General features: G+C 42.5%; 11 protein-coding genes and 1 tRNA gene. 10 read left to right on the forward strand and 2 right to left on the reverse strand.

The features are described 5' to 3' along the window. Positions 1-146 precede the first annotated feature (146 nt). From ACSAZL_RS01265 to ACSAZL_RS01290, 6 genes are all read left to right on the forward strand, one after another. Positions 147-2,366, forward strand: coding sequence for a PKD domain-containing protein (locus ACSAZL_RS01265; protein WP_440946955.1), 2,220 nt, complete (start codon positions 147-149; stop codon positions 2,364-2,366). A gap of 101 nt (positions 2,367-2,467) precedes the next feature. Further along, positions 2,468-2,908 carry a hypothetical protein gene (locus ACSAZL_RS01270; RefSeq protein ID WP_440946956.1) on the forward strand — a complete coding sequence of 147 codons (441 nt, stop codon included), beginning with the start codon at positions 2,468-2,470 and terminating at the stop codon, positions 2,906-2,908. 16 nt (positions 2,909-2,924) lie between these two features. Continuing rightward, the gene (locus tag ACSAZL_RS01275) at positions 2,925-6,125 is read left to right on the forward strand and encodes a hypothetical protein (protein ID WP_440946957.1); all 3,201 of its coding nucleotides are present in this window, start codon (positions 2,925-2,927) and stop codon (positions 6,123-6,125) included. Positions 6,126-6,135: 10 nt separating this feature from the next. Continuing rightward, a complete protein-coding gene (locus tag ACSAZL_RS01280; RefSeq protein ID WP_440946958.1) occupies positions 6,136-6,516 on the forward strand; it encodes a hypothetical protein in 381 nt (126 codons plus the stop codon). A gap of 164 nt (positions 6,517-6,680) precedes the next feature. Further along, the gene (locus tag ACSAZL_RS01285) at positions 6,681-6,908 is read left to right on the forward strand and encodes a hypothetical protein (protein ID WP_440946959.1); all 228 of its coding nucleotides are present in this window, start codon (positions 6,681-6,683) and stop codon (positions 6,906-6,908) included. Between the two features lie 172 nt (positions 6,909-7,080). Beyond that, positions 7,081-7,980, forward strand: coding sequence for a tyrosine-type recombinase/integrase (locus ACSAZL_RS01290; RefSeq protein ID WP_440946960.1), 900 nt, complete (start codon positions 7,081-7,083; stop codon positions 7,978-7,980). Positions 7,981-8,097: 117 nt separating this feature from the next. Here the strand turns inward: ACSAZL_RS01290 and ACSAZL_RS01295 are convergent. Together ACSAZL_RS01295 and ACSAZL_RS01300 are read right to left on the reverse strand one after the other, a co-directional pair. Beyond that, a tRNA-Glu gene (locus ACSAZL_RS01295) sits at positions 8,098-8,172 on the reverse strand. 182 nt (positions 8,173-8,354) lie between these two features. After that, positions 8,355-9,596 (reverse strand): proteasome-activating nucleotidase, encoded by a 1,242-nt coding sequence (locus ACSAZL_RS01300; protein WP_440946961.1) that lies wholly within the window; start codon positions 9,594-9,596, stop codon positions 8,355-8,357. A gap of 986 nt (positions 9,597-10,582) precedes the next feature. Here ACSAZL_RS01300 and ACSAZL_RS01305 point away from each other — a divergent pair. The 4 genes from ACSAZL_RS01305 to ACSAZL_RS01320 all read left to right on the forward strand — a co-directional run bounded on the left by ACSAZL_RS01305 (position 10,583) and on the right by ACSAZL_RS01320 (position 13,545). Next, positions 10,583-10,828, forward strand: a complete 246-nt coding sequence (locus ACSAZL_RS01305) for a TIGR00304 family membrane protein (RefSeq protein WP_440946962.1) — start codon at positions 10,583-10,585, stop codon at positions 10,826-10,828. Between the two features lie 53 nt (positions 10,829-10,881). Then, positions 10,882-11,187 (forward strand): TIGR00304 family membrane protein, encoded by a 306-nt coding sequence (locus tag ACSAZL_RS01310; protein WP_440946963.1) that lies wholly within the window; start codon positions 10,882-10,884, stop codon positions 11,185-11,187. Positions 11,188-11,526: 339 nt separating this feature from the next. Next, the gene (locus ACSAZL_RS01315) at positions 11,527-12,801 is read left to right on the forward strand and encodes an adenylosuccinate synthase (protein WP_440946964.1); all 1,275 of its coding nucleotides are present in this window, start codon (positions 11,527-11,529) and stop codon (positions 12,799-12,801) included. Between the two features lie 294 nt (positions 12,802-13,095). Continuing rightward, positions 13,096-13,545: a 30S ribosomal protein S19e gene (locus tag ACSAZL_RS01320; protein ID WP_440946965.1), complete on the forward strand. Its 450-nt coding sequence runs from the start codon at positions 13,096-13,098 to the stop codon at positions 13,543-13,545. Positions 13,546-13,569: the final 24 nt, after the last annotated feature.

Here is a 13,569-nt window from a genome sequence, read left to right on the forward strand (position 1 = left end):
ATGAAAGCTCAGCAGTGCACGTAACCAATCACACCAGAATCAATGTTTCCGATACCTTTTATTTTCAAATCCATGACGGTGGTACCCATGAAACAAGTATAGGCAGACTGAAACTGTTTACTACACCATATGCGGTGGTCAATGGTTTGGAAGTAACTGACATTGAGAATTACCTGGGCTCCGGTTATAATGAGCTATTGTATACAGATGACTCTGGATACGCACGGTTAAAAAGTTCATTCTATGACTCAGTAAAAAAAGAACACTTGATTTTCTATGAACCCGGAATAGATGAAATCGGGTACACGTATAATGTTTCTCTCACTGATTGGACAACAACTGAGTTTGACACTGAAACAAACACGACATATAATCACACAGAGTTAGCCGAGGATTCAACCGTTGACATTGCACTTGACCAGTGGGGCAATGCGGTAGTTTATATCAATGGTGCGGGAACCGTGGTTCTTCCAAAACCGTTTGCTACGGATGCCAATGGTGTTTATTATCCCCTTACATGGCAACTTGACAAGTCTAACCATGTCCTGAGAATAGGTGACCTTGAAACACTGAATAACGCAGTTTATCCAGTGACCATAGACCCAACCGAATTAATTACAAATGGTGGCTTTGAAACTGGTGATTTTACAGGCTGGGCACACGTAACGGGATCAGCTTCAACCCCGACCGTTGTGTTATCAAGCGGGGCCATTACTGGTACTTATTCTTGTAACATCTGTGCTGCTTCTGATGGCTCACCTGCATATATTTCACAGGCGATTGATTTGACCGGTGTGTCTGCAGTTACGTTCAAAATGAAACGACTGTCCACGCCAGGAACAGCAACATTCAGAGTTTATGCAGGAACGGACATTGTATATTCGGATACTGGTGGAGGAACTACAGTAGAATCCAATAGTGTCCCAGTGTCCTATTCCGGAAGTTATACATTGAAATGGCAAACATCATGGACAGCCGGAAACGGTTACTGGGTAAAACTCGATGACATTTCCGCGCTACAGGCAGTTGTAACACCAGTAGCGGGATTCACGGCTGATACAACATCAGGCAATTACCCATTAACAGTACATTTCACTGACACAAGCACGAACACACCTACTGAGTGGTATTGGGACTTTGGGGATGGTATAGCAAGCGATACTCAAAATCCAACACACACATACAATACCGTGGGCACATACAATGTTAGCATGAAGGCAACAAACTCCGCTGGTTCAGACTGGGAAAATAAAACTGACTATATCACGGTCACGACCACGATCCCTACAACATCGACGTGTGATTTCACCGCCAATAGAACTTATGGCACGGCACCGTTGACAGTTCTCTTCAATGATACATCTGACGAAACAGCAACATCATGGATGTGGGGCATTGATGGTGTATATCAAGCAAGTACTCAGGACATGACGGTTACGTTCAATACTGCAGGTATATACTCAATCAGTCACACCGCTATAGGGCCTGGATGGACAGATTCCGAAACAAAAACAAATTACATCCAGGTCTACTCAGCTAATTATGGCGGTATCTATGGGTATATTTTCGATGCAGATACAAGCCAACCTATTTCTAGTGTAAATTGTCAGCTTTCTAATTCTTCGGCTACAGCAACCACTTTAAGCGACTCTGACGGGTATTATTATTTTTGGCCGGTTTATAATGGCGTTTACGAGTTAACTGTTTCTAAAAGTGGTTACACAACAGGGACGCTGCCAAATACCATTATCAACGGAACCACTCTCCGGCAGGACATTTATCTGACTCAATCCGGGGACCTGGTACAGGATGAAAATATTACGAATTACTCCTCAGACTGGTTAACTTTTGAATTGACAACGGATGACGATACGAAAACGATAACGTTAGACTATGAGGTTACACAGGGGAATACAAATTATGCTAGCTGCACTATTTATGATGATTCAGAACCCGTCTACAGTTCCAACGTTTCAACTCAGTCCGGAACCTTCAGTTATACCGGATCTGCTGGAAATAATTACCTGGTTAGTTTTGATGTAATGAACAGCGAAGGAAACAGGTACAGTGGAGCTTATCCTGTTCTATTTTATCGAGGTTTTCCGTCAAGTAATCCTATCTTCCCTCCGGACATGCCACAGGGGCTGATAAACGGAATTCTGGTATTCGCTGCAATTGTCTGCATGATGATGTTCGGGAAGGCTTACATTGAAATTGGAATGATTCTCGGAACTGCTGTTCTTGCTGCTTCTTATATCTGGGGATTTTTGAATTTACCCGAAAGTATCCAAACACCTGTAATAATTTTCTTATCTGCCCTTGTTGCAGGTGGGGAGTATATCGCTAAGAAAAAAGTATTGGGGTGACATCGTGATAATAAAAACTTTCATAATTCTTTCACTGTATAAAATGTATAAAAATCGAAAAGAGATAATCGAAAAAATAAAAACTCGACTCAGAGGAAACAATGACCCTGACAGCCTGGGGAGAATGGCCTCCGACAATAGACCCGAACATAGCGTTCAGGAGTTTGAATAATTTAAGCAATGCTAGCATACCTGCTACGAATTATTCAAGCTATTCCAGCATAATGAATTTTACTCGCATTAGTCTAACTAATAGCTCACAGTCTGCACAAGCTGTTGCGGTCCCGGTGAATGAGGTACTTGTCCCGGTTTTTGGGTTCTGGTTGTATATTATAATAATATTCTATCTGTCTTTGCTCATGTATGCCAAAACGGAGTCCCTGGGAGCTATGAGCATCACAATTATGCTGCTCTCTTCGCTTGCGGTGGGTCCGGATCTGGTGGGGATCTATACAATTCCAGCAAGTGTTTCGACTATCCTGTATGCCCTTGCCGGCCTGGGTCTTGCAGGGTCTTTCTTATCATGGCTAATTGAAAAATAATTAAAAGGTGGTTATGATGTCCGAAACTGTACAAGTGGGAAGTCAAAATCAGCCAAATGCTCCTCCTCCAAGAGTTACGCAAACTACTGAATGGAATTCTCCTGGATATCCGCAGCCTCAGCAGTATGAAAACGCGAACTACGTTCAAGAAGAAGGAACTGAAGAAGGAGATGGCTTTTTCGAACAAGCAAGTACAGCTATCAGCTCAGGGGCCGCTTATGTGGTCAATGGTGTTGAGCAATTTCTTAACCCAGAGAAAACACAATCATTTAGCTTAAATGATCTTATAGCAAAAGGGGAAAATGTTACTTCAGCAGAAAAATCTATACTGGAAAGCCAGGGGTATGTACTCACTCCGAATTATGAGCGTCAGGTCATTGGTCACGAATCCTACGAAGCACACGCCGCTAGGATGGGTGTAAGTGCAAGCTTCCTGAGGTCATGGGCCGCCAAATGGGGGAAAGATCCGACTGCAATTTACGGTGATGTTTTAACAGGCTATACATGGGTAAAAGGAGCAGGGGAAAGTAGCCTGAATTCGGTTAAAGCTACTGCATGGGGAGTATTACAGGACTCTTATGAAGCTGGACATAACTTTGGAAAGAATACTTTAAAACCAACCCTGCAGGACTATGGCCTTTACGATCAATCTAGGGCAGCTGTTTACGATCTATATAATAAATCTCCTCTAAAATACATCCCAGAGCCGGAACTTAATGCAACAATAGATGTATCTGCAGACACTCTCAGGATTGCTAAAGGTGAAGGGATTCCGGTAACTTATGCGGACGGAATTTTCACCATAAACGCCCAGGGGGCAAATTATGATAAATATGCAGCAAGATTAAACGAGATTCAGCTAAACCTGTTCAATGAGAAAAAAACAGCACTTGAGAATGAATTTAACATTCAAAAAACTAAAAGGGAAGCCTCTATTTTTGGAACCGGTCTGACCTGGGATGAAGGAATTAATAAAGCTGCTTCCTATTTCCTCCCGGATAAATGGACCGTAGACCCGAACATAAAAGCTTATGGGGAGTCTGGGAAATTCGGCAGTGGAGCATTAAAAGGACTGACTGACGCTTACGGAGATTGGTATAACAAAAAGGTAGCTGTGGCTCCTGTTAATGTCCTTACTGAAATTGGTGGAGAAGTAGCTATCGGTGCAGTTACAGGAGCCGCTTTTAAGGTTGGTACTACAGCCGTTAGGGGCGGTTTGGTTGCTGGATCTGATGTCCTGGCAGCGGGAGCAGGAAAGGTAGGGGCAAATGCTGCAGGAAAGGTCCTTACAGTCGGGGCTAAAGGCCTTACAGTCGGTGCAAGAGCTGTTCAGCCTGTCGCGGATGCGGTCCTCGGGGCTCAGATCGTGCAGGATGTAGCAAGCTCAGAATCCTATGCTGAAGGATGGGGGAAAGTTGGTAGCCTGGCTGTTGGAGGGTTAGGGTTTGGAGCAGGCGCGAAAATGGCAGGGAAAAGTAAGAGCATAGCTGCAATAGATGCATACGCAGGTACCAAAGCCCCAAACTACACCATAAAGGATGCCGGGAACGCAGTAATGAAGGTATCAGACACTGCTGCAGACCTTCAGATAAGAGGTATCAAAAACCTAGCTACCGGCACTGAAAGAATGATGGTAGATGAAACTGCAGTGTCCAGTCTCGGAAAAAAAGCACTTGATAGATGGGACGCGCTCGAAAAGAGTAAAAAAGCTAAGGTATCCGGAGAACCGGCTTTCGAACTGGTTGAAACTGAACGTGGTTTTGAGCTAAGAGAAGTGAAGCAACCACAAAAAACAGTTGAAGTCAAAAAACCGGAAGAGAATGTATTACAGGAAGTAAAAAAACGTGAAGAGAAACCGTTACCAATAGATAAATTTACAGCCAGTCAAGCAAAAGGCAGGGAGATTATAAACAGGGCTACCATAAAGGAACCCGGAGTTGTTGAAACACAGGTTGGTAAACAGTCAATGTTACTAAGAACTGAAATGGCTAAACCGGAACAAAAAGAAGTCCCTGTGTTTGATCTATCCAAGATAATCGACCCAGCAAAAGAATCCAGTCAGTTATTTGAGTTTTCAAATCAATTCAAAGAGGTTTCACCAGGAACAGCAAAGACAGTCGAAAAACCAAAAGCTTCACCTGGTGCATACATGGTTGATCAGCAGAATTATGGATTAGCTGACTTTATAGGCCAAAAAAACAAACCAGCCTTATTTGAAAAATCGGAGAGTGTACTCAGTGTAATGGATAAAACCGCACTGGACAAAAAACTCAAAATTGAACAGCGTGGTAAAACGATTACAGAAGACGTTTTAGCTCAAAAACAAAGAGCTGAAAAATTTAGAGAAAGAGCAGCAATCTTAAAAGAAAAAAATTTGTTAAAAGAAACCGGGACAATGAAAGAACTTGAAGACGTAAAATTATCAGAAAAACTCGAAGCACCACAGACCACAAAAGAACTTACAGAAGCCAAAGAATTAGAAAAAGTTAAAACTATTCAAAAAGAAAAAACGAGTGAATTGGAGAGAATTAAAGCTGTTAACATACTGACATTAAAAACCGACGCTTTCCCGAGACTCCGAGAAGAGCACCAGGCAATTATAAACCCGAGGACCTCACAAGAAGCAACACGGCCTGGTATATTAATTTCCGTTCTCGGAGAGGTTCAAAGCTCTGATAAAATTTTAAATGTTAGAGATACCCCGAAATCAATTAGGCCTTCGATAAGCAGTCCAGTCCAGGATATACCGAATCCGGCAAAAGAGATAACAATAGATTCGATTATTTCAAAACCAAAGACAAAACCAACAGATGATAATAAACGCCCGGTTGTGATTCCAACAAACATAATTGATGTTTCATCGAGTATAACTCCTTCAAAACCCGTAATTTCCCCTGGAAAAATAACCCCCGTTCCGGAACAACCAACCCCGGATATTATAGAGAAAACCGATATTACCGACAGCATAAAACCAGTACCAATACCAATCAGGTCTCACAGCCATGTAACCCTGCCTGGTCCAGATATTATGTTCAGGTCTGACATATTCGGAAAAGGCAGCCTGAATGATGAATATAAACCAAAAAAATTTGTCACTCCTGGTATTTCCGGTACAATGAAAAAAGGATATCTGAGAAATCAGTTCGGCTCCCTGGAAGGATTCGCTAAAAAAGTTTCAGGGAATAAAGTTGGATTCAAGAAAATAAAAATAAGGTAAGGTGGTCTCCATGCCTCTTCCTTCTGTTCGGTCATATGCGTTGACTATGTTAGTGATCCAAGTTAGCCTGGCGTTTGTTGGAATGACCGGGATTTATCCTTTTCAGATTTCAATAGCAGGAATCTCCACCCAGGATTTTTTGGAGGACATGACGACAAACCTTTCTGACCTAGTTTATAATATTACCCACCCTGGAGTGATAGAGTACATATCAGCGTTTTACCTGGTGATCTTTCTTGCTGTAAAAATAGTTCTTGCGTTTCTTGTTTTTGTTTTTGCAGGTTTCGGGATGGTCTTTGCAGCAATAGGGTTCCCGAGCTATATCTATATGCCTTTGCAAATCATTATAGATGCAGTGGTTTTATATGATTTTGCACAATGGAAAATGTAAAGTATATATATTATACCTAATACATATACGAAGTATGTCAAGTGTATACCTTGATACAAAAACACTTGGAATCCTTGATAATAAAATCGGTCCATTCAAGGAGTTTAAAAGCAGATCGGAAGCCATAAGACACGCTATAAAAACAACGTTTGGAGAGTCCAAAATTGAACATAATTAAAGAATTTAAAGCAAGCGATAAAACAATGCTTTTGTTTACAGCCTTTGCATTTTTGGGTTTGGTACTGATGAACCTATCAGCCGGATCGGATAAAGGAGTTTATGCTGGCCTCGTGCTTACGATTCTTTCCGCTGCAGGAGCTGCAGTTTATCACAGGACTAAAAATAAAAAAGTTAAAACTGACCTTCAAATAAAGCCCGTAAAAATTAGCTAATCTATTACCTTTGCCTTTTCTTTTTTAAAAAACATCTCCTGAGAGCATATTTAGAGATCTGATGTTTACCTGTATAGTTAACTGTATATTCACTTTATTTTTTAATCATAGTTTTTTATTTTAGTTAATATCATGTTGTTTGAAATATTTGATTTACTATTTTTAATTTATTATGTCTACTGATTCAATAATATCAAATTTCTCTTTAGATTGTAGTTGTAGGGGGTTTTCTTCCAGAACCGTAGATAATTATGTTAGTTGTATCAGGTATTTTTTGAAGTTGAATTCTATTGATTCTGATTATGATGATCTGAAAAAGTTTTTAGTTCATATCAGGGATGAAAAAAAGTATAGTGTTTCTACATGTAATGGTTATTTTGCTAGCTTGAATACGTTTTATGATTATCTGGTTTTCGAGGGCAGGATCGATAAAAATCTTGTCCCCTCATTTCGAAAACGTTATATGCGTACTTATAAGAAGTTTTGTGAAAGCGAATCGAGAAAATTGATTTCTGTTGAGGAAATGGCTATTCTTGTTAATGAGCCTGATGAGCTTGTTTATAGGGCCATTATTCTTTTCCTGGCTAAAACTGGCCTCCGGAGAAATGAGCTTATTACTCTGGATCGTGATGATCTGGATCTTGACGGATTGACAGTTTACCTTAAGCCTACGGCTAAAAGGTCTAATAGGACAGTGTTCTTTGATCTTGAGACTAAGACCTTTTTAGAAGCTTATCTTAGTGAAAGGTCTGATTCGGAAAAAGCTCTCTTTGTAGGGCTCCAGAACGGCTGTAGAATTAATAGAAATGTTATCTATGATGTTATTACCAGGTCTGCTGAAAAAAACGGTCTTCATGTTCCTGGTGGTCATCTGGATCAAAAGTTTACAACTCATTGTACAAGACATTGGTTTACTACCTGGTTGCGGCGTCGTGGGATGGACATATCTTTTATAAAAAAGTTACGTGGTGATTCAATGAGTGAAGCTGTTGATATTTATAATCACATTGAGTTGGATGAATTGAAGGAAGCTTATTTAAAATGTATTCCACAACTTGGAGTTAAACCTTAGCCTTTTTGTGTTAAAAATTTGGTTCCTGGAGATGCCAGCTGCTAGAGTTAAGTTTATATAGAAAAGAAATTTTCAGTGTATGTCGAATTATCCTTTTTGAGAAAAGAGAGGTACGTATGCTCCGATGGGGATTTGAACCCCAGTCGCAGGAGTGAGAGTCCTGAATGATTGGCCGAGCTACACTATCGGAGCACGCTGTTAATTATATTCTGTCCCTAAGACAGCATACGTTCAAGTGATTTATAAAATATAAACCTTTCGACTGATCTTCAAAAAAAATTGAAGCAGCCGGGAGGATATACGTCTTTCCCGGCAGAGAGCTGAAAGGGATTTCCTTCAGCATAAGGTTATCTGTTTACTTTTCCGGTAACAGGTTATACGAACATGGCTTGAGGAATGGTGGGTTCCTGCACGTTTACGACCTTTTCGTAAGCCTTCATGAAGTCTGCCATGGTGATCTCCTTGCCGCGCCTGCGCAGGACAAAGATCCCGGCTTCTTTGACAATTACGCTGATCTCTGCCCCGCTCTTTCCTACCAGAACTTTTGCAAGTTTCTCAAAGTCCACATCATTGGCAAGTTTCATCTTGCGGGTGTGGATCTTCAGGATCTCGACCCTGCCCTTATCATCAGGGAGTGGGACTTCAATCGACCTGTCAAACCTGCCGGGCCTGAGGAGGGCGGGGTCAAGCAGGTCAATCCTGTTGGTTGCCGCAACCACTTTTACGTTGCCTTTCGGGTCAAAACCGTCCATCTCGGCAAGGAGCTGAAGCATTGTCCTGTTTACTTCGGCTGAACCGCTGGTCCCGTCATATGTTCTCATGCTGCCCACAGCATCGATTTCGTCTATGAAGAGGATGCTTGGGGACTTGTCCCTCGCAAGCTGGAAGATGTCCTTGACGAGCCTTGAACCTTCTCCTACGAACTTCTGGACGAGGTCGGAACCTGACATCCGGATGAAGGTGGCTTTTGCCTGAGAGGCTATGGCTTTTGCAATCAGGGTCTTTCCCGTACCCGGAGCGCCGTGGAGCAGGACACCGGATGGAGGTTCGATTCCCAGGTCCTCGAAAAGCTCGGGTTCGGTAAGCGGGAGTTCCACGCTTTCCCGGACTTCCTGAAGCACGTCATCCAACCCGCCAATCATGCTGTAGTCCACGCCGGGAGAATTGATAAGCTCCATGACCTGGGCTCTCACATCGGCAGCCCTACTTACTATGGAGATAATTGAGTAAGCTCCGTTTACGGCAACCCTCATTCCGGGCTCTATTTTTCCGATGCATTCTTCCGGGATCTGCGTGAGGACTTCCTGGTTGTTTCCGTGCTGCCTGATTAGGGCAATTTCCCCGTTTACCTCAAGGATAGTTGCAATGAAAAGCGGGGGTTCGGTAAGCTGTTCCAGGTGAGCTTTTAATTTATTGATCTCCTGAAGGTGCCTGCCTGTGGCTACGCTGGCTTCAAGGAGCCGTGCCTTCATATTTTCGTTCTGGACTTTAAGTATCTCTATTTCGGTTAAGAGAGATTTCACATCTTCAGGACTGATCTCCCCGCATTCAAGTTGAAATTCTACCCTGGACTTAATATCTTCCAGGGAAGACCTTATGGTACTGTCGTCTGGCATTTGAAACACCTGTTTTGTCGATAAAATTGATCTGGATATCCTGTTTTCAGGCTAATTGGGTTCTAAACGTGTGTTATCTGGTTAATTATCTGGTTGATTTGAAGATGAAAAATTTACGGATAAATTGGTTTTCAGATGGTGGTTTGAGCTGCAGGGTTCTGGCAGATTCCCTGCATTTCTGTTCTAATATATAGTTCTTCAGGGATCTTTCTTAGTTCCTTCAGGGAACTTTCTCGTCTTTCAGGGCTTTTATAAGAAGCAAAAGCCTGAAAACGGGCACAAGGGGCAGAAAGATACTTTCATGACTATTGTCCTTTGGAGGGCAACTTTATACTATCCCGTGCAGGGCCGTATACATATGCCTTTTACAGGATCCTGTAAACAGTGTATACGTATTAAAGATACACATATCAGAAGTTAAAATGCAATTGAAGAGGTTCTTATCGTGTTCACAGTATATATAAGATGCCGGATATAAGATGCCGGAATAATTATGTGTACATAAATATAAAAAGGATATATATAAGTTCCTGCAATAACGCAGCCCATTAATGTCCCCTTTTAATTACTTTCTAATACTCACTTAACTCACTTAATATACATCAGTTTTTTTGTTCTTTCAGCCCTCTATTTTTTCCTTTCTATCGATTATACACAATCGTCAACTTTCGATGTCCCCGCATTTCTCCCTGATTTCTCCTGAATTCGGGATGTAGCGGCAGAAAATCTCCATATTTTTATATTTCTCTGCCCTGGTGGGGAAGCAGTATAATAACCTTTCGCTATACTGATGCAGAATTCCGGGCTTAAAAAAGACAAATTTGCAAAAATAGTTGAAATTAATCCTTAACTTCATCACTCTGTAGATAATTTGCATCTACTTTCTTTATATCTCCTCAACGTGGGAGATCTAAAGTATAAACTCGTCTACTTACTTAAAAAATTCAAAGGATAGATTTAATAATAAAAGCATAATATCATTCCACATGCGTGCATCAGAAGATTTTCTAAGAGTAGGCGCAACAGTCACATTTGTTGGCTTTATTGTAGTATTATTAGGTATTGTCCTCACAATGTTACAGCATCCCGCAAGCACTCAAATGGGCGGTCTTATTATGCTCGGTCCTATCCCTATAGTATTCGGCTCTGCTCCTGAAATTACAACAAACATGCTTGGGCTTGGGTTATTAATATCGATTCTTTATCTATTCCTGTGGAAGACGAAACGTTGATCGGAAACTTACTTGTTTTGACTGGAATTTTCATAATACTCTTCGGGTTTTTAATGCTCATCATTGGAACAGCCATAGGCATGCGAGCGAATTCCGAACCTGGAAATAAATATTCGAATAGAAGGGACCGGTTCGGAAACGAAACTGACGTGGGAGATTCTTTCGGTTTTGAAGGCCCCGATAAGAAAGCCACTCATGCAGAAAAAGCTGAAGCAAGGATAAAGGGTGGAGGAGTAATTATGCTCGGCCCGATCCCAATCGTCTTCGGAAGCGATGGGGAAAGTGCAAAGACAGCAATGATCCTTGCGATAATCCTTATGGTTCTCAGTCTGCTTATTTTCAGAGGTATTATCTTCTAAAAAGACTTTAAGTTTGCCTGTTACATCCAGTTACTGGTTTCACGTTACTGGTTTCACGTTACTGATTTCCAGTTGCTTATCTCCAGTTGCTTATTTCCAGTTACTCGTTTACTCTGTTTTCAAAGGCGCAGAATCTTATTTCCTGTCCTTTTCTCTTATTCTTTAATTTTCTTATCGTCTTTATTTCTTATTGTCTAACTATGTAACTCAGTTGCTGTCCCTTGCCAGCCATTTATGGACTTAAAATAATGTGTGGAGGATTTCCAGTAAAGAATTTCTCAGGTCCGAGGCGAATAAACCGGACAAAACCTTATTAAGGTTAAGCCCGATTCAGGGCTTATGTTTACGATAATCACAGGCGCGCAGTTCGGTGACGAGGGAAAAGGCAAGATTGTCGACCTTCTTGCAAAAGACTATGACATCGTTGCCCGTTTCCAGGGTGGGAACAACGCAGGCCATACAGTCAGGGTAGGAGATGAGGTCTACAAACTGCACCTGATCCCCTCAGGCATCCTGCTTGATGCCAGGGTCCTGATCGGGCCTGGGGTTGTCCTGAACCCTGAAGTTTTAGCCGAAGAAGCTGCAATGTTTGAGAAGCACGGTATAAAGGTAGACGCGGGGAAACTGGGGGTAGACGCAAAAACAAGCATCATTATGCCCTACCACATAGAAATGGACGGACTCAGGGAAGCTGCAAGGGAAACTAAAATAGGGACCACAAAGCGCGGAATCGGCTATGCCTATATTGATAAGGTAGCAAGAGACGAGATCCGCATGGCTGAGCTTGTGGACAAAGAACGTTTCCTGAAAAGGCTTGAAGAACTTGCTCCCCAGAAGGAAAATGAAATCGAGGCAATGGGGGGAGACCCGAAGATCGTCAGAGACCCGGCCCTCATTCAAAAATACCTGGAACTGGGTGAACAGTTTTCTTCTTATGTTACGGATGTTTCCAGGGAAATCAATCAGGCTCTTGACGAAGGAAAGCATGTCATGGCTGAAGCTGCTCAGGGCACCCATCTTGATGTGATACACGGGACCCAGAAATTCGTAACTTCTTCTTCTACAATTGCAGGTTCTGCATGTGCCAACCTCGGAGTGGGCCCTACAAGGGTGGACAATGTTATTGCCATAGTAAAAGCCTACATCACGAGAGTAGGGGAAGGGCCGCTTCCAACAGAGCTTACCGGGGAACTGGGAGAAAAGATCCAGAAAGCCGGCGGAGAGTTCGGGACAACCACGGGTAGAGGCAGGAGGTGCGGCTGGTTTGACCTTCCGCTCCTTAAGAAGGCTATTGCTCTTAACGGATATACGGAAATTTCCCTTACCAAGCTGGATGTACTAACGGGGCTTGACCCTCTCAGGATCTGTGTCGGATATAGATATAAGGGAAAAGATCTGGACTATCCCCCGGAACTTACCGAAGACCTCTGGGAATGCAGTCCTGTATATGAAGACCTTCCGGGCTGGAAAACCGACCTTGCCGAAGTAAAGGCCTATGATGAACTTCCGGAAAATGCCCAAAACTATATCAAAAGGCTTGAAGAGCTGATGAAAGTCCCTATCAACTATATCTCTGTGGGTCCGGGAAGGGAACAAACCTTTAAAAAAGAATAATACCATTTAGTAAGCCTGCCCGGTAGATTACCGAAAAATGTATATATTAACCAATAAATTTATCAACCCCATTTTCCAGTTTAGACTAAAATCATATTAACCGGCATTATCGGGCCTTCCGGCCCAAATCCTAAGAGTCCGTAGCCAGCTAAAACCAGCAATGGACTTCTCGAAAGAGCATAAGAGTTACCTCTTTTCGAGAACAAGAGTTACATTCCTGACAGATTCGGGGGGAAGAATCGGCACTATCGCCCGAATCTGCAAAACTAATGGAATTCGCATAAGGAGGAGAGCATGACAACAGTATTTGATGTCCCTGCAACGGAAATGATCGAAAAGCTTGCAGGTATTCTTAAAGAAAATGATAAGATCGTCCCCCCCGAATGGGCAGGGAACGTAAAAACCGGGGTTCACAAGGAACTTCCCCCTACCAATGACGACTGGTGGTACGTCAGGAGCGCAGCAGTCCTGAGAAAGATCTATACCGACGGACCAATCGGAATCGAGAGACTTCGCTCCGTATATGGAGGTAAGAAGGACAACGGTTCCAAGCCCTTCCACAAGGCAAAGGGCAGTGGTTCTGTTGCCAGAAAGACCGTACAGCAGCTTGAAGCTGCAGGCTTCTTGCAGAAGGTAAAGGACGGAAGGACAGTATCTGCAAAAGGACGTTCCATGATGGACAACGCAGCCCATGAACTTAAGCTTGAGCTGCTCGAAAAGATCCCGGAACTTGCAAAATACTGAGAACGAAGATCCTTCGGAAAGGGA

Source organism: Methanosarcina mangrovi, assembly GCF_052057765.1.
Lineage (GTDB): Archaea > Halobacteriota > Methanosarcinia > Methanosarcinales > Methanosarcinaceae > Methanosarcina.

What these genes read in the sequence shown, in the direction of transcription:
- ACSAZL_RS01270 (WP_440946956.1), top strand. Translation starts at nt 2,468, where the DNA reads ATGACCCTGACAGCCTGGGGAGAATGGCCTCCGACAATAGACCCGAAC.
- ACSAZL_RS01275 (WP_440946957.1), top strand. Translation starts at nt 2,925, where the DNA reads ATGTCCGAAACTGTACAAGTGGGAAGTCAAAATCAGCCAAATGCTCCT.
- ACSAZL_RS01280 (WP_440946958.1), top strand. Translation starts at nt 6,136, where the DNA reads ATGCCTCTTCCTTCTGTTCGGTCATATGCGTTGACTATGTTAGTGATC.
- ACSAZL_RS01290 (WP_440946960.1), top strand. Translation starts at nt 7,081, where the DNA reads ATGTCTACTGATTCAATAATATCAAATTTCTCTTTAGATTGTAGTTGT.
- ACSAZL_RS01300 (WP_440946961.1), bottom strand. Translation starts at nt 9,596, where the DNA reads ATGCCAGACGACAGTACCATAAGGTCTTCCCTGGAAGATATTAAGTCC.
- ACSAZL_RS01305 (WP_440946962.1), top strand. Translation starts at nt 10,583, where the DNA reads ATGCGTGCATCAGAAGATTTTCTAAGAGTAGGCGCAACAGTCACATTT.
- ACSAZL_RS01310 (WP_440946963.1), top strand. Translation starts at nt 10,882, where the DNA reads ATGCTCATCATTGGAACAGCCATAGGCATGCGAGCGAATTCCGAACCT.
- ACSAZL_RS01315 (WP_440946964.1), top strand. Translation starts at nt 11,527, where the DNA reads ATGTTTACGATAATCACAGGCGCGCAGTTCGGTGACGAGGGAAAAGGC.
- ACSAZL_RS01320 (WP_440946965.1), top strand. Translation starts at nt 13,096, where the DNA reads ATGACAACAGTATTTGATGTCCCTGCAACGGAAATGATCGAAAAGCTT.